Source organism: Thermosediminibacter oceani DSM 16646, from assembly GCF_000144645.1.
Taxonomy (GTDB): domain Bacteria; phylum Bacillota; class Thermosediminibacteria; order Thermosediminibacterales; family Thermosediminibacteraceae; genus Thermosediminibacter; species Thermosediminibacter oceani.
Genome location: NC_014377.1, coordinates 1 through 21293 on the forward strand (window position 1 = coordinate 1; position 21293 = coordinate 21293).

23 protein-coding genes and 1 riboswitch are annotated in these 21293 nt (G+C 52.0%); of the genes, 18 read left to right on the plus strand and 5 right to left on the minus strand.

Translation table 11 applies throughout. The annotated features are described in order from the left end of the window. Nucleotides 1-101: 101 nt before the first annotated feature. From dnaA to gyrA, 8 genes are all read left to right on the plus strand, one after another. On the plus strand, nt 102-1451 hold the full coding sequence (dnaA, locus tag TOCE_RS00005) for a chromosomal replication initiator protein DnaA (protein ID WP_013274850.1): 1350 nt from the start codon (nt 102-104) through the stop codon (nt 1449-1451). Nucleotides 1452-1701: 250 nt separating this feature from the next. After that, nucleotides 1702-2814 carry a DNA polymerase III subunit beta gene (gene dnaN / locus TOCE_RS00010; protein WP_013274851.1) on the plus strand — a complete coding sequence of 371 codons (1113 nt, stop codon included), beginning with the start codon at nt 1702-1704 and terminating at the stop codon, nt 2812-2814. Next, on the plus strand, nt 2811-3029 hold the full coding sequence (locus tag TOCE_RS00015) for an RNA-binding S4 domain-containing protein (protein ID WP_013274852.1): 219 nt from the start codon (nt 2811-2813) through the stop codon (nt 3027-3029). Before dnaN ends, TOCE_RS00015 begins: the two co-directional genes overlap by 4 nt. 1 nt (nt 3030) lies before the next feature. Next, nucleotides 3031-4134 (plus strand): DNA replication/repair protein RecF, encoded by a 1104-nt coding sequence (gene recF, locus TOCE_RS00020; protein ID WP_013274853.1) that lies wholly within the window; start codon nt 3031-3033, stop codon nt 4132-4134. Between the two features lie 4 nt (nt 4135-4138). Further along, nucleotides 4139-4624: a DciA family protein gene (locus tag TOCE_RS00025; protein ID WP_013274854.1), complete on the plus strand. Its 486-nt coding sequence runs from the start codon at nt 4139-4141 to the stop codon at nt 4622-4624. Beyond that, nucleotides 4596-4862, plus strand: a complete 267-nt coding sequence (gene remB / locus TOCE_RS00030; protein WP_425358467.1) for an extracellular matrix regulator RemB — start codon at nt 4596-4598, stop codon at nt 4860-4862. The genes TOCE_RS00025 and remB overlap by 29 nt, the downstream gene beginning before the upstream one ends. A 16-nt stretch (nt 4863-4878) precedes the next feature. After that, a complete protein-coding gene (gene gyrB / locus TOCE_RS00035; RefSeq protein WP_013274856.1) occupies nt 4879-6792 on the plus strand; it encodes a DNA topoisomerase (ATP-hydrolyzing) subunit B in 1914 nt (637 codons plus the stop codon). A 14-nt stretch (nt 6793-6806) separates the two neighbouring features. Beyond that, nucleotides 6807-9236, plus strand: coding sequence for a DNA gyrase subunit A (gene gyrA / locus TOCE_RS00040; RefSeq protein WP_013274857.1), 2430 nt, complete (start codon nt 6807-6809; stop codon nt 9234-9236). Here the strand turns inward: gyrA and TOCE_RS00045 are convergent. Continuing rightward, nucleotides 9233-9481, minus strand: a complete 249-nt coding sequence (locus TOCE_RS00045) for a hypothetical protein (RefSeq protein ID WP_013274858.1) — start codon at nt 9479-9481, stop codon at nt 9233-9235. The two genes, gyrA and TOCE_RS00045, sit on opposite strands and share 4 nt — an antisense overlap. A 77-nt stretch (nt 9482-9558) precedes the next feature. On the opposite strand from TOCE_RS00045, the gene TOCE_RS00050 reads away from it, so the two are divergent. The 8 genes from TOCE_RS00050 to dapA all read left to right on the plus strand — a co-directional run bounded on the left by TOCE_RS00050 (nt 9559) and on the right by dapA (nt 15834). Beyond that, on the plus strand, nt 9559-10998 hold the full coding sequence (locus TOCE_RS00050; RefSeq protein WP_041423798.1) for an aminotransferase class I/II-fold pyridoxal phosphate-dependent enzyme: 1440 nt from the start codon (nt 9559-9561) through the stop codon (nt 10996-10998). Beyond that, nucleotides 10991-11626: a dTMP kinase gene (gene tmk / locus TOCE_RS00055; RefSeq protein WP_013274860.1), complete on the plus strand. Its 636-nt coding sequence runs from the start codon at nt 10991-10993 to the stop codon at nt 11624-11626. The genes TOCE_RS00050 and tmk overlap by 8 nt, the downstream gene beginning before the upstream one ends. A gap of 28 nt (nt 11627-11654) precedes the next feature. Continuing rightward, nucleotides 11655-11978 carry a cyclic-di-AMP receptor gene (locus TOCE_RS00060; RefSeq protein ID WP_013274861.1) on the plus strand — a complete coding sequence of 108 codons (324 nt, stop codon included), beginning with the start codon at nt 11655-11657 and terminating at the stop codon, nt 11976-11978. After that, a complete protein-coding gene (locus tag TOCE_RS00065; RefSeq protein ID WP_013274862.1) occupies nt 11975-12418 on the plus strand; it encodes a YaaR family protein in 444 nt (147 codons plus the stop codon). The genes TOCE_RS00060 and TOCE_RS00065 overlap by 4 nt, the downstream gene beginning before the upstream one ends. After that, entirely contained in the window at nt 12411-13217 is an 807-nt protein-coding gene (locus tag TOCE_RS00070; RefSeq protein ID WP_041423960.1) for a DNA polymerase III subunit, read from the plus strand. The genes TOCE_RS00065 and TOCE_RS00070 overlap by 8 nt, the downstream gene beginning before the upstream one ends. 1 nt (nt 13218) lies before the next feature. Continuing rightward, a complete protein-coding gene (locus tag TOCE_RS00075; protein WP_013274864.1) occupies nt 13219-14052 on the plus strand; it encodes a PSP1 domain-containing protein in 834 nt (277 codons plus the stop codon). A gap of 82 nt (nt 14053-14134) precedes the next feature. Further along, nucleotides 14135-14836 carry a zinc metallopeptidase gene (locus TOCE_RS00080; protein WP_013274865.1) on the plus strand — a complete coding sequence of 234 codons (702 nt, stop codon included), beginning with the start codon at nt 14135-14137 and terminating at the stop codon, nt 14834-14836. A 122-nt stretch (nt 14837-14958) separates the two neighbouring features. Beyond that, nucleotides 14959-15834 carry a 4-hydroxy-tetrahydrodipicolinate synthase gene (dapA, locus tag TOCE_RS00085; RefSeq protein WP_013274866.1) on the plus strand — a complete coding sequence of 292 codons (876 nt, stop codon included), beginning with the start codon at nt 14959-14961 and terminating at the stop codon, nt 15832-15834. A gap of 91 nt (nt 15835-15925) precedes the next feature. Here the strand turns inward: dapA and hslO are convergent, their stop codons facing one another. Continuing rightward, entirely contained in the window at nt 15926-16828 is a 903-nt protein-coding gene (gene hslO, locus TOCE_RS00090) for an Hsp33 family molecular chaperone HslO (RefSeq protein ID WP_013274867.1), read from the minus strand. Nucleotides 16829-16982: 154 nt separating this feature from the next. Here hslO and TOCE_RS00095 point away from each other — a divergent pair, with 154 nt between their 5' ends. Then, a complete protein-coding gene (locus TOCE_RS00095) occupies nt 16983-17840 on the plus strand; it encodes a polysaccharide deacetylase family protein (RefSeq protein WP_013274868.1) in 858 nt (285 codons plus the stop codon). Here the strand turns inward: TOCE_RS00095 and thiE are convergent. The 3 genes from thiE to TOCE_RS00115 form a co-directional block, all read right to left on the minus strand. Further along, on the minus strand, nt 17817-18455 hold the full coding sequence (gene thiE / locus TOCE_RS00100) for a thiamine phosphate synthase (RefSeq protein WP_013274869.1): 639 nt from the start codon (nt 18453-18455) through the stop codon (nt 17817-17819). The genes TOCE_RS00095 and thiE overlap by 24 nt on opposite strands. A gap of 19 nt (nt 18456-18474) precedes the next feature. Beyond that, nucleotides 18475-19278 (minus strand): bifunctional hydroxymethylpyrimidine kinase/phosphomethylpyrimidine kinase, encoded by an 804-nt coding sequence (thiD, locus tag TOCE_RS00105; RefSeq protein ID WP_013274870.1) that lies wholly within the window; start codon nt 19276-19278, stop codon nt 18475-18477. Nucleotides 19279-19354: 76 nt separating this feature from the next. After that, a riboswitch (TPP riboswitch) is annotated at nt 19355-19461 on the minus strand. Between the two features lie 115 nt (nt 19462-19576). Beyond that, the gene (locus TOCE_RS00115) at nt 19577-20122 is read right to left on the minus strand and encodes a GNAT family N-acetyltransferase (protein ID WP_013274871.1); all 546 of its coding nucleotides are present in this window, start codon (nt 20120-20122) and stop codon (nt 19577-19579) included. Nucleotides 20123-20399: 277 nt separating this feature from the next. Between TOCE_RS00115 and rsmI the strand changes: the two genes are divergently transcribed. Next, nucleotides 20400-21275 carry a 16S rRNA (cytidine(1402)-2'-O)-methyltransferase gene (rsmI, locus tag TOCE_RS00120; RefSeq protein WP_013274872.1) on the plus strand — a complete coding sequence of 292 codons (876 nt, stop codon included), beginning with the start codon at nt 20400-20402 and terminating at the stop codon, nt 21273-21275. Nucleotides 21276-21293: the final 18 nt, after the last annotated feature.

Here is a 21293-nt window from a genome sequence, read left to right on the forward strand (position 1 = left end):
TAATTGTCAAGAAAATATGTTTCTTATTGAATGTGCTGTGGTATTTTGCTATCATGTTATTAGCCAGTGACTTTCTTTTTTGTTTTTGAGGAGGTTATTATATGACCCATAATCTTCCCGACCTCTGGCAGCAGGTTTTAAAGACACTTGGCAGCGAGCTCAATAACGATGTCTCCTTTAATACCTTCTTAAAACCTACTAAACTTGTGAGTATTGAAGACGACATCGCAATTGTGGAGGTCCCAAACGAGTTTTTAAAAGGGATACTGGAAAAAAGATACGCCAACCTCTTGAAGGATATACTGGGTTCAATTCTGAACCGTAGTGTCAGTATTTTCTTTAAAATCGACCCCCTCGCCTCTGAAGAGCAGGCTTCGACAGTGGACACTGCTGAAAAAGACATCAAGCCGGTTGCCGAGGAAGGTCAAAGTACGCTCAATTCCAAGTACACTTTCGACACCTTCGTCGTAGGCAACAGCAACCGTTTCGCCCACGCGGCCTCATTGGCCGTAGCTCAAGCTCCTGCCAAGGCCTATAATCCCTTCTTTATTTACGGCGGTGTGGGACTCGGCAAGACCCACCTGATGCACGCCATAGGTCACTACATACTGCAGCACAACCCGTCATGCAAGGTAGTGTACGTATCTTCTGAAAAGTTTACCAATGAGCTTATTAACTCCATCCGCGACGACAAAAACGTGGAGTTCAGGAATAAATATAGGAACATCGATGTGCTCCTGATAGACGACATCCAGTTCATCGCCGGAAAGGAGCGCACCCAGGAAGAGTTCTTCCATACCTTCAACGCCCTTTATGAAGCCAATAAACAGATAATCATATCCAGCGATCGTCCCCCAAAGGAAATTCCGACCCTCGAAGAACGCCTGCGGTCCCGCTTCGAATGGGGGCTCATCACGGATATACAGCCTCCGGACTTCGAGACGCGGATCGCAATCCTCAGGAAAAAGGCGATGATGGAAAACCTTACAGTGCCCGACGACGTAATCAACTTCATCGCTACGAAGATAGAGACGAATATCCGGGAACTGGAAGGCGCTCTGATCAGGATAGTGGCATTTTCGTCCCTTACAAATAAGCCCATCGACCTTGACCTGGCCGAGCACGTGTTGAAGGACCTGCTCCCCAATAACAAGCCCAAGACCGTCACCGTGATGGACATACTTCAGGTCGTGGGCGGTCATTTCTCTATAAAGATCGATGACTTTAAATCCAAAAAGCGCACCAAGGAACTGGCTTATGCCCGGCAGATTGCCATGTACCTTTGCCGGGAACTCACCGATTACTCGCTGCCGAAGATCGGGGAGGAATTCGGCGGGCGCGACCATACTACGGTACTGCACGCCTGCGAAAAGATATCCAGGGATATTCAAAGAGACGCCCAGCTTTCGTCCCTTATCGAAAACCTGAAGAAAAAAATCCTTCACGGCTGAGCGTGTGGAAAAACTTATTGATAAGTTATTGATATCCTGTTGATATATGTGTATAACTTTGGCCATATATTCAATTTTGTGTAATAAGTGGACAACATTATTTACATTCTTCACAGGTTATCCACATGGGAAAAACCTTGATCTGAGTTATTCACACAATTTATCCACATATCCACAAGCTGTACTACTACTACTGCTAGTTTAAAAAATTCACCGGCATAGCTTAATTTTTACCTTCGGGGGTATCATTATGCAATTTTTAATAGAAAAAGACCAACTTTTGTCGGGCGTTTCGGTGGCCGAAAGGTTTATCGCGAGCAAGACAACCATGCCTATTCTTTCGGGGATCAAATTTTCGGCTTACGGCAGCACTCTTGAGCTTTCGTCAACGGACCTGGAAATGGGTATAGAATGCAGGTTACCTGCGCAAATTATGGAAGAAGGTGACGCGGTAATATCCACCAAGGTTTTCAGCGACATCGCCAGGAAACTGCCCCAGGGACAGGTCTTGTTCAGGCGTCAGGAGGGGCAGATCACCGTTGAAGCCGGAGATTTTCGCCTCAACATGCCGGTGCTTGAAGCCGGGGATTTTCCTGAAGTAGTCCCGCCGGAGACCAATCCCATACTTAAATTTCCCAAAGAGACTTTTAAGAATATGGTAAAGCAGACCATCTTCGCCAGGGCTGAGGACTCGATCGCAAGGCCGGTGCTCACCGGTGAACTTTTGGAAGCGAGAAACGGCAGGTTCCACGTGGTAGCCCTGGACGGCTTCAGAATAGCCTGGAGGTGGGAAGAGGCCGAAGTGCCCGATTTCAGCGTTGTAGTCCCGGGCAGGGCGCTTCTTGAATTGACCAGGGCTCTCTCGGATACCGGGGAGGATACTTTCGAAATACATACCGGAAGAAACCGTGTGGTCTTCTGTACGGAAAACCTGGTGATGGCTACCCGCGTGCTGGAGGGCAAATTCATAGATTACGAACAGGTGGTTAAGGTGGATCCTAAGATCACCGTGGTCGCCAAAACCGATGCACTGCTTTCCAGCATAGAGCGCGCTTTTATCGTAGCTAGGGAGGGGAGTAAGAACAACCTGGTTAAATTCAGAATAGGCAATGGCCGTATGGAGGTAAGCTCCGAGACCGAGATGGGCAGCGTCTACGAAAAGGTGGAGTGCGAGACCAGCGGTGACGATCTGGTGGTTGCCTTCAACGCCCGTTTCTTTATAGAAGCCCTCAGGTCCGTGGAACAGCCGGAGATAGAGCTTAAATTTGCCGGCGAAGTGGGTCCCTGTGTGATAAGGCCGCGGAATGTGGAAAACCATATAAACTTCATCCTGCCCGTAAGGCTGAGGAGTGAGGATTATTGAGGGAAGTCTTTATAAAAACCGAGTCCATAAACCTGGACCAGTTTTTGAAATGGGCCGGAGCGGTTTTCACCGGGGGTGAGGCCAAAATCAAGATAAGGCAAGGCCTAGTAAAGGTTAACGGCCAGGTGGAGACCAGGAGGTCCAGAAAACTTTTTCCCGGGGACACGGTGGAGTTCCATGGCGAGACCTTTGTGGTAAAGGGCGGGAGTGAATGATTTGCACCTTACTAAAATACGGCTTTTCGATTTTCGCAACTTCCGGGAAGCGGAGGTGGAATTTTCAGGGGGTCTGAACGTACTTTACGGGGACAACGGCCAGGGCAAGACCAACCTTTTGGAGGCTATCCATTTCCTCTGCAACCTGAGGCCGGTTCGAACCACTAGGGAACAGGACGTCATCGCGTGGGACAAAACTAAGGCTTACTTGAAGGGAGTTTTTGACACCTCCTCCGGCCCCGTCGACAGGGAATTGCTGCTTGTAGCGGGCGACAGGAAGAAGGTCAGGGAATGCGGTGTAGAAAGGCACCGGCTGTCGGAACTTTACTGGCAGATCCACGCGGTGTTTTTTTCACCCGATGACCTGAGCCTGGTTAAAGGGAGGCCTTCCGAGAGGAGGAGGTTTCTGGACCTCATCATCGCTAGGTTAAAACCCCAGTACGGCCGGTATCTTTCCGAATACAACCGGGCCCTTTTTCACAGGAACAGGCTGCTGAAGGACCTCAAGAAGAACAGGACCCTCATCACAGCGCTGGATGCCTGGGACGAGCAGCTCTCTTCGCTGGGCACGGTTATACTCAAAACCAGAGCGGCTTTTACGGAAAAGCTCTTTCCCCTGGTGAGGAAATATTATCTTTATTTTTCCAGAGAGGAAAGGGAGATAGAGATAAAGTATGCTGGCAGCATAGTTTCTACCGGAACGTCCCCGGAATCCATCCATGAGGCGTTTCTTGCAGCCTTAAGGAAATCCCTGCCGCAGGATCTTGCAAGCGGTTATACCCGGGTAGGTCCCCACAGGGACGATTTGCAGTTTCTGCTGGGAGGAAGGGATTTGAGGTACTTCGGTTCCCAGGGAGAACAGAGGACCTTAAGCCTTAGCCTGAAGTTCGCCGAACGACGGGTTTTTTTTGAGACCACAGGCGTTTATCCCATCCTTCTCCTGGACGACGCTATGTCGGAGCTGGACGCGAACAGGAGGAGGTGGATCCTGGAAGGAGAGGAACCCTGTCAGGTGTTCGTCACTACCGTTGATCTTTCGGCGATCCCGGAGGATATTCTGAAAAAAAGCAGGGTTTACAGGGTTCGGGCCGGCTCTGTGGGGTGATTATATGGAAAAAATAAAAAATATTCTACTGAAAATTCTCAAAAAAACCGATCTGGAACGCAGGTTAAGGGAAGCTATGGTCTTTGTGCACTACGAAGAAATGGTAGGGGAAAAGATAGCCAGAGTATCAAAACCCGTATTTTTTAGAGGCGATACGCTTTTTATAGGAGTAGAAAGCCCCATATGGGCCCACCAGCTCTTATTTTTTAAATCGGATATTATAAACAGGATTAATTCTAGATTTTCCCCACCGCTGGTAAAGGACATCCGGTTTCAGGTTTGCCGGGTGGATGGGAGGCCTGAAAGCCACAAAAAGGACGTTAAAGAGGATGTTGAAGTAAAAATCCCTGACAAAAAAAAGCAAATGGTTTATAATATTACTTCGAACATCAAAGACGAAAAGCTCAGGCAGAAGTTTACGGAGCTCATGTTAAAGGACCTGGAATTCAAGATAAAAAGAGGTGAATCACTTGTTCCTTCACATAGGTAAGAACACGGTGGTCCGTACCAAGGACATAATAATGATTCTTGACAGGGCGTGCACCGAATCCAGGGACACCAGCGATTTCCTGCAGGTGGCCAGGGAGGAGGGGTTCGTCATTACAGGTGAGGAGGCGGGGAAATCGATAATCGTTACCGATAAAAAGGTGTATTTTTCTCCAATATCCTCTATCACCCTCCTCAAGAGGGCTAATTTCATAAAAGGTATCGGCGAACAAAGTTTCTAGTTTGGAGGTATTAGTGTTGGAGAAAAAGACGGTTTACGATGAAACTAAAATAGAGGTGCTGGAAGGTCTGGAGCACGTGCGGCTCAGGCCCGGTATGTACATCGGCTCCACCGACAGCCGCGGCCTCCATCACCTGGTCTACGAAGTGGTAGACAACAGCATCGACGAGGCTCTGGCCGGATTCTGCAAGAACATATTGGTTACCATCAATAAAGATGGTTCGATCACGGTGGATGACGACGGCCGGGGCATCCCCGTCAAGATCCACCCCAAAGTAGGAAAACCCGCCCTGGAAGTGGCTCTTACCATGCTGCACGCCGGAGGAAAGTTCGGAACCGGCGGTTACAAAGTTTCAGGAGGCCTTCACGGGGTGGGCGTTTCTGTGGTAAACGCCCTTTCAAAATGGCTTGAGGTGGAGGTAAAGAGGGACGGCTTTAAGTACTTCCAGAGGTACGAGCGGGGAAAGCCGGTAACCGAGGTAAAGAAGATCGGAGAAGCTTCAGACACCGGCACCAAAATAACTTTCATGCCCGACGACCAAATATTTGAGGATACCAGCTTTAACTACGACATCTTGGCCCAGAGGTTGAGGGAGCAGGCTTTCCTCAACAGGGGGCTGAAGATAGAAATCAAAGACCTGCGCACCGGGAAGGAGCAGGTTTTTCATTACGAGGGCGGTATAGTCTCCTTCGTCAAGTACCTGAACAGAAACAAGGATGTGCTCCACGAGGACCCCATATACATGAGGGCGGCTTCCCAAGAGGGAGAGTGGGAAGTGGAAGTAGCCCTCCAGTACAACGACTCCTATGCAGAAAACGTGCTGAGCTTTGCCAATAACATAAACACCCAGGAGGGCGGAACCCACCTGGTGGGGTTTAAGTCGGCGCTGACCCGTAGCATAAACGACTACGCCAGGAAGATGAACCTTTTAAAGGAACAGGACCCGAACCTTTCCGGCGATGACGTGAGGGAAGGGCTCACCGCCGTCATCAGTGTGAAGTTGGTGAATCCCCAGTTCGAAGGCCAGACGAAGACGAAGCTGGGAAACAGCGAGATGCGCGGCATCGTGGAATCGGTGGTAGGGGATGCCATGAACCGCTTCCTGGAAGAAAATCCTTCCGTTGCCCGCGTCATCGTCGAGAAGGCCATAAGCGCCGCCAGAGCCAGGGAAGCGGCCCGCAAGGCCAGAGAACTGGTGAGGCGAAAGAACGCTCTGGACAGGACCTCTTTGCCCGGCAAGCTGGCCGACTGCAGGGAAAAGGACCCGCGCCTTTGCGAGCTCTACCTGGTGGAGGGGGACTCGGCGGGAGGTTCTGCAAAACAGGGGCGGGACCCCAGGTTCCAGGCGATACTGCCTCTTAGGGGTAAAATCCTCAACGTGGAAAAGGCCAGGCTGGACAAGATCTTAGGTAACGAAGAGATCAGAGCGATGATCACCGCCCTTGGCACCGGCATCGGCGATGATTTCGATATAGAAAAATTGAGGTACCACAAGATAATTCTGATGGCCGATGCTGACGTGGACGGGGCTCACATAAGAACTCTGCTACTGACCTTCCTGTACCGTTACATGAGGCCTCTGATAGAGGCCGGTATGGTATACATCGCCCAACCCCCCCTTTATCAGGTGTCGAAAGGCAAGGAAGTATACTACGCTTACAGTGACGAGGAACTGAAAGCAATCCTGGAAAGACTCGGCAAGGACAGGGATAAGGCCGAGGTGAAAAGGTTCAAGGGTCTCGGTGAGATGAACGCCGACCAACTGTGGGACACCACTATGAACCCTAAGACCAGGACCATACTGAAGGTAAACTTAGAGGATGCCATCGAAGCTGACGAGATATTTACGATACTCATGGGAGAAAAGGTGGAGCCCAGAAGGCAGTTCATTTTTGAACACGCTGCAGAAGTGAGAAATCTCGATATTTAACGGAGGTTTTGTAAATGTCAGAATTAGGCGGCAAGGTAGTGCCGGTAACCATAGAAGACGAGATGAAAAAATCCTATATAGACTACGCCATGAGCGTAATAGTCGGCAGGGCTCTGCCGGACGTGAGGGACGGGCTCAAGCCCATCCACCGCAGGATCCTTTACGCCATGAGTGAGCTCAACCTCACCCCGGACAGGCCTCACCGCAAATCAGCCACCATCGTAGGCGACGTCATGGGTAAGTACCATCCTCACGGCGACGCGGCCATATACGATGCCATGGTGAGGTTGGCCCAGGATTTTTCCATCCGCTACCCCCTTATCGACGGCCATGGCAACTTCGGCTCCATCGACGGAGACCCACCGGCTGCCATGAGGTACACCGAGGCCAGGCTCTCCAGGATAGCCCTGGAGATGCTTTCGGATATAGACAAAGATACCGTAGACTTCATACCCAACTTCGACGACACCCTAAAGGAGCCGGCGGTGCTGCCGTCCCGCTTTCCGAACCTGCTCGTCAACGGGTCTTCGGGTATAGCGGTGGGTATGGCTACCAACATTCCGCCCCACAACCTCTCAGAGGTTATCGACGGGGTGGTCATGATGATAGAAAACCCCGACGTCACTTCCCAGGAACTTATGGCCGCCATAAAAGGGCCGGACTTTCCCACGGGAGGTATCATCCTGGGCAGGGAAGGCATCAGGGAAATGTATACTACCGGCCGGGGCTCGATAATAGTCAGGGCTAAAGCTACGATAGAGCCCATGGAAGGCGGAAAGCAGCGCATAGTTGTGACGGAAATTCCCTACATGGTCAACAAAGCCCGTTTGATAGAGAAAATCGCCGAGCTCGTGCGCGATAAGCACCTGGACGGCATTTCCGACCTCCGGGACGAGAGCGACCGCAATGGTCTTCGGATCGTCATAGAGCTGAAGAGGGACGCCAACGCCCATGTAATACTGAACCAGCTTTACAAACACACCCAGATGCAGGTCACCTTCGGCGCTATAATGCTGGCCCTGGTGGAAAATAAGCCCCAGGTACTGACCCTCAGGGAAATGATATACCACTACCTGAGGCACCAGCAGGAAGTGGTGGTAAGAAGGACCAAATACGAACTGGCCCGGGCGGAAGAAAGGGTCCACATACTGGAGGGACTGAGGATAGCCCTCAACCACCTGGACGAAGTAATAGCCCTGATCAGAAAGTCCAAAGACGTACCTACCGCCAGGGAAGGGCTCATGAAGAACTTCGGACTGACGGAAAAACAGGCCCAGGTCATCCTGGATATGAGGCTGCAGAGGCTCACCGCTCTGGAACGCCAAAAGATTGAGGACGAGTACAGGGAGCTTTTAGAGAAGATCGATTACTACAAAAGGGTGCTGGGCGATGAGAAACTGGTATTCGCTATAATAAAAGAGGAGCTTTTGAAGATAAAGGAGCGCTTCGGCGACGAGCGAAGGACCAGAATAGTCGCTGAAGTTAAGGATTTCGACGAACAGGACCTGATACCCGAAGAAGACGTGGTAATAACAATGACATACATGGGATACGTCAAGCGCATGCCCCTTTCCTCTTACCGGAGCCAGAAGCGGGGCGGCAAAGGGGTTACCGGCATCACCACCAGGGAGGAGGATTTCGTAGAGCGGATCTTGGTTGCCACCACTCACCACGTGGTGCTGTTCTTCACAAATCAGGGCAACGTCTACAGGCTCAAAGCCCACGAAATCCCCGAAGCCGGGCGCACGGCTAAAGGCACGGCCATCGTAAACCTCCTGCCATTGAAGCCCCAGGAAAAGGTAAATGCGGTCATACCGATTAAGGACTTCGGGGAGGCCAGTTATCTGGTGATGGTGACCAAAAGGGGCCTGGTGAAGAAGACTTTGCTTTCGGAATACGAGAGCTCCCGCAAAACGGGTATCATAGCTATAACCCTTACCTCAGGTGACGAGCTTATCGGGGTAAAACTGGTGGGCAAAAAGGACGAGCTTATCCTCGGTACTTCTCACGGGATGAGCATAAGGTTTTCCGTGGAAGACGTTACCCCCACGGGCCGCACCGCCCGCGGCGTCAAGGCCATAACCCTGGGAGAGGGCGACGAGGTGGCCTCGATGGATGTAACTTCGGTGGGCAGTGATGTGCTGGTCATAACCGAAAAGGGATTCGGCAAGCGCACCCCCCTCGATGAGTACAGAATTCAGACCCGGGGCGGAAGGGGGATCATCACCCAGAGGGTTACCGATACGACGGGCAGACTGGTGGGCTTAAGGGTGGTGGCCGAAGGCGATGATATCATCCTGTGCACCGCCTCCGGCATGATGATAAGGCTGGAGGTTTCCGGAATATCCAGCATGAGCCGCAACACCCGCGGGGTGACCCTGATGAAGCTGGAAGAAGGGGATCAGGTGTCGGCGGTGGCGGTCATCCGGGAAAGCGAGGATTAAGGGGCTATCACCTGGTTCACCACCAGCCTGGTATCGCGCCCGCACTGCGGGCACTTGAAGAGGTGAACGCACTTCTTTTCGCGCTGTTCACCCGGGGCGGTGGTATTCATATCCAGGTAGGGGTGGTAAGGATCCAGGTAGTCCTGAACCCTTCCCCAATCCTCCATTAAGCTGCCGCACTCAGGACATGTTTCCCGGACGGAAATAAGGCCGTTACAAAGGGGACAGTTAAATTGAAATTCCATTATTATCACCTTTATTTATTCTTTCCCTTTTGACGGCTGCGTAATTTATGGTATTATATTCTAAAAAGGGAACACCTATGGGGACAAAAGTTTCAATGCCGCTGGTCGAAAAATTAATTTTATATTCCGGCAAAAGCCCGGTCAGGTTTCACATGCCCGGCCATAAAGGCGGACGGGGCGTCCCGAAAAACTTAAGGCTTATGATGGAGAAAAACCTTTTCCGGTGGGATGTGACGGAAATCCCGGGCCTGGACAACTGGCACGACCCGGAAGGTGCCATCGAGGAAGCCCAAAGGCTGCTCGCCGAACTTTACGGAGCCGACAGGTCTTACTTCTTGGTGAACGGCTCCACTTCGGGCGTGATGGCCATGCTGGGAGCAGCCCTGGAAAAGGGCGACGAAGTGCTGCTTCCCCGTAACAGCCACAAAGCTGCCTTAATGGGCATAATCCTGACCGGTGCAAAACCGGTTTACTTAAAGCCCCAAGTGGACGAAGAACTAGGCGTTGCCACTGGTGTGCCCCTTTCCGAGTGGAGGAAGGCTCTGGAGCAGCACCCGGATGCCAAAGCGCTTTTCATCACTAACCCGACCTACCAGGGGTTCTGCCCGAACCTTTCCGGAATATCGTCGGAAGCCAAAGCCCGCGGCATGAAGGTGCTGGTGGATGAAGCCCACGGGCCCCATCTTGCCTTCAGTAAAAGGCTCCCTTCCTCGGCGGGGGAGTGCAAGGTGGATGTGTGGGTGCAGAGCCCCCACAAGATGCTGTGCTCCCTCACCCAGAGCGCCTGGCTCCACTTGAAAGGCCGGGACCTCGACCGGGAGCGGCTACGGTCGTACCTTTCGCTCTTGACGAGCACCAGCCCCTCTTACATCCTGATGGCCTCCCTGGACGTAGCCAGGGCCGTCATGGAAACCCGGGGCAGGTACTGGGTGGAAAGGGGCCTGGAGCTTGCCGAAAGGGCGAGAAGGAGCATAAACGAAAAAACACCTTTTTACTGCGTCGGCCGGGAGGTCAGGGGGCGGCGAGGTGTTTACGACGTCGACCTTTCCCGCCTGATGGTCAACGTTTCATCGGCCGGTTACACCGGTTTCTTCGTAGAAAAGGTGCTGAGGAAAAGGTTTCACATATACGCCGAATACGCTGATTTTTCCAACGTATATTTTCTATTGACAGGGGGAAATACCCGGGACGATGTGGCAAAGCTCGTCAGAGCTTTAAAGAGATTTCCCGCCCGCAAGAAAAAAATAAAATCGGTCTGCTTTCCCGGCGACCTGCCAGAAAGGGCTATGGATCCGGGCAAAGCTTACTTTTCACCGGCAGAATGGATACACCTTGATGCAGCTTTCGGCAGGATAACGAGCGATGCGGTGGTCCCTTATCCCCCGGGAGTACCCCTGCTGTATCCGGGGGAGGTAGTGGAAAAACAGCATATCGAAGTAATCCGGGAAATACAAAAGGCGGGAGGATACTGCCAGGGAATAAAAAACGGTCGTATAAAGGTGGTGAAAAATGGCTAGGAATCTTAGAAAAGGTAAGTTCATAACCATCGAAGGCCCCGACGGGGCGGGTAAGACTACCCAGGCCGAAAAAATAGTCCAGTACCTGAAATCCAAGGGCAAGAGGGTGATTTCCACGCGGGAACCGGGTGGAACGGCTTTGGGAGAGCAGCTAAGGAAGGTACTGCTGGATCCTGAAGGAAGCCCTGTTTCCAATGCCGAAGCCCTCATATACGCGGCCTGTAGGGCCCAGCTTCTGGAACGGATGGTGATTCCGGCACTTAGGGAAGGCTTCACCGTGGTTTGCGACCGATTCGTGGACTCCAGCCTGGCGTACCAGGGTTGGGCAAGGGGTATCGGTATCAACCGCATACTGCAGCTCAACAAGTGGGTTATCGGGAGCTACTGGCCCGATATCACGATACTGCTGGACGTGGATCCTGCCGTGTCCCTTGGGCGGCTCGTCGGAGGGCGCAAGGACAGGTTGGAGAGCGAGGCTCTTGAATTCCATCAAAAAGTCAGGGAAGGGTATATGAAGGTAAGGGAAATGTTTCCCGACAGAATCAGGATTATAGACGCCTCCCAACCGGCCGACGAGGTTTTCAGGCAGATAGTTGCTGAACTTGAAAAGGCGGGCGTGGTGGAGTAATAATTTGATTGTAAAGGAGCGGTGCCCTGTGAAGATGTTAATGGCGGTGGTCCAGGATATCGATGCGCCGAAGCTGGTGGAAGAGCTCACCAAAAACAACGTCGGCGTGACGAGGCTTACCAGCACGGGCGGCTTTCTAAAGCGGGGCAATACCACTCTCATGATCGGCGTGGAAGAGGAAAGGCTGGAAGATGTAATGAAAATGATCGAAAGAATCTGCCGACCGAGGAAACAGGTGGTCACTCCTTTCCCGGCGGCGCCGGGAGATACTATGATTCCGTATCCGATAGAAGTGACGGTGGGCGGTGCCACCGTGTTTGTCATGAATGTGGAGAGGTTTGAAAAAATATGATAAAGGTAAGGGGTCTATCTTCCGAAGAAGTATCGACGGCATCCGGGTACGTATCCCATAGGGCGGCCTCGGGTGGCAGCCGGTTTCAGGAAATTTTGAGAAGCGCCCGGGAGGTGTGCGCAAAGGAGCAGCTGGAGGGAATGCTGGCGTCCATCGAGGAACAGGGTAGGCGCCTTGTCAAAACCATGAGCCTCGCCGACCTGAAAAAATACAGGGAAATGCTGGCCAGGTTCCTCAGGCAGTGCGTGGAATCGGGACTTGACCTGAAAGAAGAGAGGTTTTTCACCCGCTACGGCCGCCAGAAGGTGCTGACCGCTGTCAAAATAGTGGACCGAAAGCTGATGGAACTTGCCGAACTCATCCTTTCAAAGAGCGATGCGGTGAAGGTCCTGGCGATAGTCGACGAGATAAGAGGGCTGCTCCTTGACCTGTATGCGTAACGTTTTTCACGCTTATATTCTTATAGGATCCGAAGAGGAAACGACAGAAAAAGCCCTGGAGCTGGCTCAAGCCGCTAACTGTAATGATGACGGCCTCCCATGCGGCTTTTGCGACTGCTGCCGCCGTATAAGGGAGGGCAGCCATCCGGACCTTTTCCACGTATTTCCCGATGGGTCGTCGATTAAAATTGAAAAAATAAGGAACGTGATTTTGAGCGCGTCACAGCCTCCCATCGAAGGGAGGAGAAAGATCTACGTAATCCACGAAGCGGGCAAAATGACGCAGGACGCCCAGAATACGCTGTTAAAGACCCTGGAAGACCCACCTACAGCCAGCATCTTTCTGCTTCTCACGCAGAACATCAAAAACTTACTCCCGACAGTGGTTTCTCGGTGTCAAATTTTGGATTATTCGAAATTAGACGAAAGCGAAATCCCAATTCCCGGTGACGTAAAAGAAACCCTTATGGATATAATTTTTTCCCGGCCTGATCTTTCTAAAATACATTTTTACGTGCAAAAACTTACCGGAACCGAAATAGACCCTGACGTCCTGATGGAATTTATGGCGGGCGTGTATAGAGATCTCCTGGTGATTAAGACTAAAAGTAGGGCGTCGATAAAGAACCGGGAATTTTTGAATAGACTGAAGGAACAAGCTGCTAAATTCTCACCCCGGGCCCTGGTAGCCGCTATCGATACCCTGTACTCGCAGATAGAAGCAGTAAAATCCAGGGGAAATGCGAATCTGGTGTGGTTTAATTTGCTCCTCAGGCTCCAGGAGCAGGAGGTGATATAGCATGGTCAAAGTTGTGGGAGTGAGGTTCAAGAGAGCCGGCAAGATATATTATTTCAATCCAGGGACCATAGAACTCTCGGTGGGAGATAAGGTCATAGTAGAAACAGCCAGGGGCATCGAATACGGCGAAGTAGTTATCGGGCCAAAAGATGTAAGGGAAGAGGATGTGATAACTCCCCTCAAGGATGTCATCCGAAAGGCCACCCCGGAGGACAAAATGGTGGCCGAGGAAAACCGGGTCAAGGCCAGAGAAGCGGCTGATATAGCGGTTAAGAAGATACAGGAGCACGGCCTCGAAATGAAGCTGGTGGACGTGGAATACACCTTCGATAGATCCAAGCTCATCTTTTACTTTACGGCCGACGGCAGAGTGGATTTCAGAGAACTGGTAAAAGACCTGGCCAGCATATTCCGTACCCGAATAGAGCTTCGCCAGATAGGGGTTAGGGACGAAGCCAAGATGGTGGGGGGCCTTGGCCCCTGCGGTAGGGTCGCGTGCTGCCATACGTTTCTGGGGGAGTTTGATCCCGTATCCATAAAGATGGCCAAACAGCAAAATCTGTCCCTGAACCCGGGCAAGATTTCGGGCCTCTGCGGTAGGCTAATGTGCTGCCTGAGGTTCGAATACGACGGCTACTGTGAAGCCGCAAAATGCTGCGAATCCTGTAAGGAAGCCGGCGGATTGCCCGAGGTGGACTCCGAAGTAATCACCCCCGATGGGGAGGGCACGGTGGTTTCCGTAAATAAGGACAAAGGTGCTGTGACGGTCCGCCTTGCCGAGAACGGCGAAAAAAAGGAGTTTCCTGCGGAGGAAGTGGAACTGAAAGGTTCTTGACCGGTATAAACTTGCGGTTTAATATATTTATTAGATGGGTGTAATACCCGGACAGGGTATATTTCCATCAGGAGGTGCGGATATGTTTCCCATCTGGTTTTTCGATCCGACGTTGATTATATTGTTACCGGCGCTGGTGCTGGCTTTTTACGCCCAGGCCAAGGTAAGCACCACCTTTGAGAGGTACCTCCGGGTCCCGGCCAGGGTAGGACTGACCGGTGCTGAAGTGGCCAGGGAGCTTTTAAGGAGGAACGGTATATACGACGTAACGGTGGAGATGACCGGCGGCAGGCTGTCGGACTATTACGATCCGCGCCGCAAAGTACTGAGGCTCTCGCCGGATGTTTATAACGGAAGGTCACTGGCGGCCCTGGGCGTTGCCGCCCATGAATGCGGCCACGCTATCCAGCACAACATCGGCTATGTGCCACTGGTTTTCAGAAATACCATAGTGCCTCTGGCTGGCATCGGATCTCAGATGGCCTTCCCCCTTTTCTTCATAGGGCTGCTGTTTAGTTCCGAATTCCTGGCGACGCTCGGCATACTGTTTTTCAGCGCCGCTGTTATCTTTCAGTTGATAACACTGCCCGTTGAATATAACGCCAGCAGCAGGGCGGTGGCCGCCCTGGAAGGTGCGGGATTTATCTACCCGGACGAGGTGGGGCCCGTTCGAAGCGTCCTGAGCGCCGCGGCACTCACCTATGTGGCTGCCACCCTTATGGCCGTACTGCAGCTTTTAAGGCTGATCGCGTTATTCGGGCTTTACAACAGGGACGACAGGTAGGGGTGGTAAACCCGCCCCTTTTTTTTATATTGGACCGTTCACACCCGGCACCCGGGTGAATATAATAAAATAAAATAGGCACGGGTACGGTTTTTTTAAAATAATATGGGGAGGAATTTATTATGGACTTCGGCCGAGTCATAACCGCCATGGTCACCCCTTTTGACGGGGACTTGAACGTGGACTACGCCGCCTTCGAGAACCTGGTGGACCACCTCATTAAAAACGGCAGCGACGCTCTGGTAGTCACCGGCACCACCGGAGAATCCCCCACCCTTTCCGACGAAGAGAAACTCACCCTCTACAAGCTGGCAAAGGAAGTAGCCGGGGGAAGGGCAAAGATAATCGCGGGCACGGGTTCGTATAATACCCGCCACAGCATCGAGCTGTCGCTGAAGGCTCAAGAAATAGGGGTAGACGGCCTGTTGCTGGTGAGCCCCTACTACAACAAACCCACGCAGGAGGGCCTCTATCAACACTTCAAGATGATAGCCGAGGCTGTGGACATACCGGTCATGCTGTACAACGTCCCCGGCAGGACTGCGGTCACCATCGAACCCGAGACTTTGATGAAACTGTCCAAAGTGAAAAATATCGTTGCCGTAAAGGATGCGGGTGGCAACCTGGATAAGACCAGCAAGACCAGGCTTCTGGCACCAGATCTTACTGTCTACAGCGGGGATGACAGTTTAACGTTGCCGATGCTCGCCCTCGGGGCAAAAGGCATAGTCAGCGTCGCCTCCCACATCGTGGGCCGGGAAATAAAAGAGATGATCGAGTCCTTCGAAAAGGGCGATGTGAACAGGGCCCGTGAAATTCACCTGAAGCTTTTCGACCTCTTCAAGGTTCTCTTTATAGTTACAAACCCCATCCCGGTGAAGGAAGCCATGAACATGATCGGCGTTAAAGTCGGGGGACTGCGGCCGCCGCTTACCCCGGCCGATGAAAAGACGAAAGAGGCTATAAAGGAAACCCTGCAGGCGCTGGGACTGGTGTAATCCTTTGCTGCGAAAATTGAGAGGCTGTCCTAAAAATTCAGGACAGCCTCTTAATTTTTGACCTGGTGCGGTACTTAACGTCTTAATCTCCTCAAGAAGCCGGGTTTTCAGCGGACTCAAAGATCCGCCTCACATCTTCGCCGGTGAATTCGTACTTTTCCCTGCAGTACTGGCAGACGAACTCCACCCGGCCTTGGGCTTTGAGGATTTCCTCCGCCTCTTCCCGGCCCAGGTTTAAAAGTACACCTTCCAACCTTTCCCTGGAACAGGAGCAACTGTAATTTACAGGCTGGCTTGCCAGGAATCTCAGCTTAAATCCGGGGAGTATCAAGTTTATCAGGTCCTCCGGAGAATTTTTCTCATCCAGGAGTTCGGTGACCGGCTTCATGCCTTTAATTTTTTCCTCGATGAAAATTGCGGTTTCTTCCGTCGAGCCGGGCATAAGCTGTATGATAAATCCGCCCGCCGCCCTTACCCTCCGGTCCCTGTCTACAAGTACGCCCAGGCTGACCGCCGAGGGCACCTGCTCGGACCGGGCAAAGTAATAGGTGATGTCTTCGGCAATTTCCCCAGAAATCAGGGGGACCCGTCCCACGAAAGGTTCTTTGAGCCCCAGGTCCTTTATAACCGTAAGCGTACCTTCCCTGCCGACTATACCGCCCACGTCCAGCTTGCCCTTTTCGTTAAGGGGGAGGTCCGCCGAGGGGTTACCTATGTATCCCTTCACGTTCCCCCTGGAATCCGAAAAGGCAATAAGGGGTCCTGCGGGGCCGCCGCCGTCCACCCTCACGGTCACCGTATCCCCTTCGCCCTTGAGCATGGAACCCATCATGGCCGCGGCTGTGAGCAGCCGGCCCAGGGCTGCCGTGGCTGTAGGAGAACAGCCGTGGATGGTCCTGGCCTTCTCCACCAGTTCCGTAGTGCGGGCGGCAAAGGCCAGAATTCCGGCCTCTTCGTCGATAGCCCTGACCATATAGTCTTTTAGTCCTGTCAAATGCGCTGCCTCCTTTAGTTCACTTCGCATTGCACTACAGTATTATATCATATTTTCGCCGGAGCATCAGTTGTACTACAGTAGGAAAAAGACTTTCCGAATGCAAGAGTAATAATACCGGGAAATTATGGCAAACTATACCTGAGGTGGGAAAATGAGAAAACCGCTGATCGCCGGGATCTTAATAGCAATTGGTATCCTGCTTTTATGGGCGCATATCAACGGTTATGAACTCCGGTTAGTCCCCAACAGGCGGGAGTTTCAAACGCCTAAATATCAATCCCGTTCCCCTAAGGAGATAACGGAACACTTTAAACTGGCCGGAGGCTCGGAGCGGGACAACCGGGGTTTTCCCCAGCGCAAAATCGATGATCTGAGTTCCAAACTACCGGAGTTGTTTTACCGGGAAGGCCCCAGGAATGTCAAGATGGTAGCCCTGACCTTCGACGACGGTCCGGATTCGGTCTACACCCCGCAAATCCTGGATGTTTTGAAGGAACAAAACGTAAAGGCCACATTTTTTCTGGTAGGCAAAAGGGCGGAACTCTTTCCCGACGTGGTAAGGAGAATGGTGCGCGAGGGGCACGTGGTAGGCAACCATACCTGGAGCCACCCCAATATAATCAAAATGAACAATGAGGATATGGTCCGGGAAATACTGAGGGCGGAAGAGACTTTGAGCAAACTTACCGGATATCGCCCTGCCCTCTTCCGTTCCCCCTACGGATCCATCGATGAAGCAAGGGTAAAAGAGATAGCCAAATTAAACTATAAGGTCATCGCCTGGAGCGTGGATTCCCTGGACTGGAAAAGTCTTACCGCCGAACAGGTGAAAACCAACATCCTGGAAAACGTCAGGGAAGGCAGCATAATACTGCAACATTCCGCAGGCGGCGGGGAAGACCTCAGCGGGTCCGTAGCCGCCCTGAAGGATGTCATCGTAACGCTGAAAAAGGAAGGCTACCGGTTCGTGACGATCCCGGAACTGTTAAAAATCCCCTATAAAAAATGATTGGGATATCGCCCGTCTCAAGGCTCGGACGTTTTCGGTTATGTCACCGCAGAACACCGCCGAAATGCAGCAGATGCCATCGACTCCTGTTGCCATAACTTCATTGGCGTTTTGCACGGTGATGCCCCCTATGGCAACCACCGGAATTTTAACCGCGTTTTTGATTTTTATCAGGCCTTCCAGGCCGATTGCCTCTGACGAAGGCTTGGTGGGGGAAGGGAAGATCGCGCCGACTCCCAGGTAATCGGCCCCGTCTTTTTCGGCTCTTATAGCTTCTTCCACGGTTTTAGCAGAGACGCCCAGGATTTTGCCGGGTCCTATGATTTTTCTCGCCACATCCGCCGGGATGTCTTCCTGGCCCACGTGGACGCCGTCGGCGTCCACCGCCAGGGCTATGTCCACCCGGTCGTTAATAATAAAGGGGATACCGTAAACTCTGGTGAGCTCCCTGAGCCGGAGGGCCAGCTCGTAAAACTCCCTCCCCGGCGCGTCCTTTTCCCTGAGCTGCAGCACCGTTATTCCGGCTCTTATGGCTTCCTCCACGGCTTCGACCAGGTCCCTTCCATGAAGGTAAGACCTTTCGGTAACGGCATAGAGTGTAAAGTCCGGTTTCAAAACCTTCACCTCCCTTCGGCTAAACGTTCAGTCCCGCCCTGCGGTACAGCTCGTAGAAGTGGTGGACGGGTCCGGCGCCGCCGCCTATGTCCATGGAATTTTTTATAGCGCCGGTGATGTACTCCTTTGCGAGCTTGACGGCTGTAAAAAGGTCACGGCCCAGAGCCAGGTTTGCCGCTATCGCCGAGGAAAAGGTGCAACCGGTGCCGTGAGTGTTTCTCGAAAAGATTCTCTCAGATTTGAGCCTGTGAAATTCCCGGCCGTCGAAGAAAACGTCCACGGCATCGCCTTCCAGGTGGCCTCCCTTGACTACAACCGCCCGGCAGCCGTAAGACATAATTTTCTCAGCGGCCCTTTCCATATCCTCGACGCCCTTTATACTCATTCCTGTCAGAGCTTTTGCCTCGGGTATGTTAGGAGTAACAACAAGACACCTGGGAAGCAGCTCCCTCTTCAGGGCCTCGACGGCGTCGGGCTTCAAAAGGGCGTGCCCGCTTTTCGAGATCATGACCGGGTCCAGCACCACCTTTTCCGGCCCGAATTCGTCAAGGCCTTTCGCAACGGACCTTATTATGCTCGCAGAGGATACCATTCCTATTTTAACCGCATCGGGCGGAAGGTCCTCGAACACGGCCTTTATCTGCAGGTAAACCATTTCCGGAGAGATGTCCTCGACGCCTATCACCGCTTTCGTGTTCTGGGCGGTGACGGAGGTTATGACGCTCATCCCGAATACTCCGTGGGCGCTGAAAGTCTTAAGATCAGCCTGAATTCCGGCTCCCCCTCCGGAATCGGAGCCGGCGATCGTAAGGGCGAGTTTCATAAATCTTTCCTCCTCAAAATAAATTGACCCACCTGTATAGGTGGGCAAAGTTCGATTCGTGCCCCGGAATCAGGGCACCGCTACCGGACTGCTTCCCTACGCAGGCATTACCCTGGTCAGGTCCAAGGGGTCGAAACCCGAAGCCCGGGTTTCCTCTCAGCCGAAGCTCCCCCAGCAGGTATATATGTTTTTGGGTGCATTATTATATATATATATTCTACGGAAAATAACTTTTTCCTTTTAATTTTAAGCGGAGCGGTCGAAGCTGATATTTCATCAGCTAATGCTTTCAAGCAAATTACTTTTTATTTCCGGCGCCGAACCACTCGCTGCGCAGAATCCCCATGGCCAGCTCGTCGTGGTAGCGGCCGTCCCGGTATATCTCCTGCCGCAGCACTCCCTCCACTTTGAAACCGCATTTTTCGTAGCACCGGATTGCCCTCTTGTTGAAGTCGTAGACGAAGAGTTTGACTTTATTTATGTTCATCTGCTCGAAGATGAACCGCAAAAGGACCCGCATGGCGTCGGTGCCGTATCCCTTTCCCCAGTAGTCTTTATTGCCGATAAAGATTCCCACTACTGCGACGCTGTTCTTCCAGTCGGTACTATTTATGCCGCAGCCGCCTATATACTCTCCTTCCAGGGTTTCGATGGCAAAAGAATAGGCATCGGTGTTGAAGCCGCTCTGCTTTGAGATAAATTTTTCTTCATCGGATTCCGTCAGCGGGAACGGAATGCCGGGAGCAAGAAAACGCTTCACTTCAGGGTCATTGATAAATTGAAGCGCTTTTTCGAGGTCTTCCTTTCGATAAGCCCTCAACCTCACCTTTTCACCGGTGAACATGCAAGACCCCTCCTCATAACATGCAAAATATGGGTATAAAATTTTCACTATTATACCCGTTCGGTGCTCAATTGTAAAGAGATGTACACAATTTCCACAGATTTATCCACAATAAGAAAGACTGCGGACTCCGCGGTTCTCTTTCAATATCTGGATTTACAAGGGTGAAAATTATCTTGCGCTTTCTTTGCAGGAAAAGCCCATTTTATTTTGTCCGGGAAAAATATTATAATTATTTTATCGGATTGCTTGCCATAAAAGAAAGGAATGTCCGCTTATGGCTGAAAAAAAAGAGCCCGGGATCCTTTACCTTTGCCCGACGCCCATAGGAAACCTTGAAGACATTACCCTTCGAGTTTTAAGGGTTTTAAAGGAAGTCGATTACATCGCCGCCGAGGATACGAGGGTTACCAGAAAGCTTTTAAACCATTACGACATAAAAACGCCGCTCACCAGCTACCGGGAGCACAACAGGGCTAAAAAAGGCGACGAAATCATAACGGATCTTCTTGCTGGCAAAAGCGTAGCTCTGGTTTCGGATGCGGGCACGCCGGGAATTTCCGACCCGGGGGAAGACCTGGTAAAAAAAGCGGTAGAAGCGGGGATCAGGGTCGTGCCGCTTCCCGGGCCGTCGGCGGTGATATGCGCCGTCGCCGCGTCGGGGTTGAGCACGGGCAAATTCGTTTTCGAGGGCTTTCTCCCGCAAAAATCCACAGAGAGGCAAAAAAGGCTGGCGGAGCTCAAAGAGGAGGAAAGGACCATAGTTATTTATGAAGCGCCCCACCGGCTTTTAAAGGCTCTTTCGGACATCCGGGAGATCCTCGGCAACAGGAGAATAACCGTAGCCAGGGAGATGACCAAGGTTCACGAGGAATTTTTCCGGGGTTCGATCGAGGAGGCTATAATAAGGTACCAAAGTGCGCCCCCCCGGGGTGAAATCGTGCTGGTGCTGGAAGGCTCCAGCTGTGACAAAGGTGAAACGGGCGGTCTTGACCTGGAGGATGAAGGATCGAGGCGGTTGCTTTTGGAAAAGATAAAGACTTACATGAGCCGTGGAATGGACAAAAAACAGGCGCTGAAGACAGCAGCGAAAGAACTGGGGGTTCCGAAAAGGGAAGCGTACAAGCTGCTGGTGAAAAGTGAAAGAGAGTGATGTTAAGGCGCCGGCCTG

Excerpts from the sequence above, each read along its gene's own strand:
- dnaA (WP_013274850.1), top strand. The coding sequence starts at position 102 with ATGACCCATAATCTTCCCGACCTCTGGCAGCAGGTTTTAAAGACACTT.
- dnaN (WP_013274851.1), top strand. The coding sequence starts at position 1,702 with ATGCAATTTTTAATAGAAAAAGACCAACTTTTGTCGGGCGTTTCGGTG.
- TOCE_RS00025 (WP_013274854.1), top strand. The coding sequence starts at position 4,139 with ATGGAAAAAATAAAAAATATTCTACTGAAAATTCTCAAAAAAACCGAT.
- gyrA (WP_013274857.1), top strand. The coding sequence starts at position 6,807 with ATGTCAGAATTAGGCGGCAAGGTAGTGCCGGTAACCATAGAAGACGAG.
- TOCE_RS00045 (WP_013274858.1), bottom strand. The coding sequence starts at position 9,481 with ATGGAATTTCAATTTAACTGTCCCCTTTGTAACGGCCTTATTTCCGTC.
- TOCE_RS00050 (WP_041423798.1), top strand. The coding sequence starts at position 9,559 with ATGGGGACAAAAGTTTCAATGCCGCTGGTCGAAAAATTAATTTTATAT.
- tmk (WP_013274860.1), top strand. The coding sequence starts at position 10,991 with ATGGCTAGGAATCTTAGAAAAGGTAAGTTCATAACCATCGAAGGCCCC.
- TOCE_RS00065 (WP_013274862.1), top strand. The coding sequence starts at position 11,975 with ATGATAAAGGTAAGGGGTCTATCTTCCGAAGAAGTATCGACGGCATCC.
- TOCE_RS00070 (WP_041423960.1), top strand. The coding sequence starts at position 12,411 with ATGCGTAACGTTTTTCACGCTTATATTCTTATAGGATCCGAAGAGGAA.
- TOCE_RS00075 (WP_013274864.1), top strand. The coding sequence starts at position 13,219 with ATGGTCAAAGTTGTGGGAGTGAGGTTCAAGAGAGCCGGCAAGATATAT.
- TOCE_RS00080 (WP_013274865.1), top strand. The coding sequence starts at position 14,135 with ATGTTTCCCATCTGGTTTTTCGATCCGACGTTGATTATATTGTTACCG.
- dapA (WP_013274866.1), top strand. The coding sequence starts at position 14,959 with ATGGACTTCGGCCGAGTCATAACCGCCATGGTCACCCCTTTTGACGGG.
- TOCE_RS00095 (WP_013274868.1), top strand. The coding sequence starts at position 16,983 with ATGAGAAAACCGCTGATCGCCGGGATCTTAATAGCAATTGGTATCCTG.
- thiD (WP_013274870.1), bottom strand. The coding sequence starts at position 19,278 with ATGAAACTCGCCCTTACGATCGCCGGCTCCGATTCCGGAGGGGGAGCC.
- TOCE_RS00115 (WP_013274871.1), bottom strand. The coding sequence starts at position 20,122 with ATGTTCACCGGTGAAAAGGTGAGGTTGAGGGCTTATCGAAAGGAAGAC.
- rsmI (WP_013274872.1), top strand. The coding sequence starts at position 20,400 with ATGGCTGAAAAAAAAGAGCCCGGGATCCTTTACCTTTGCCCGACGCCC.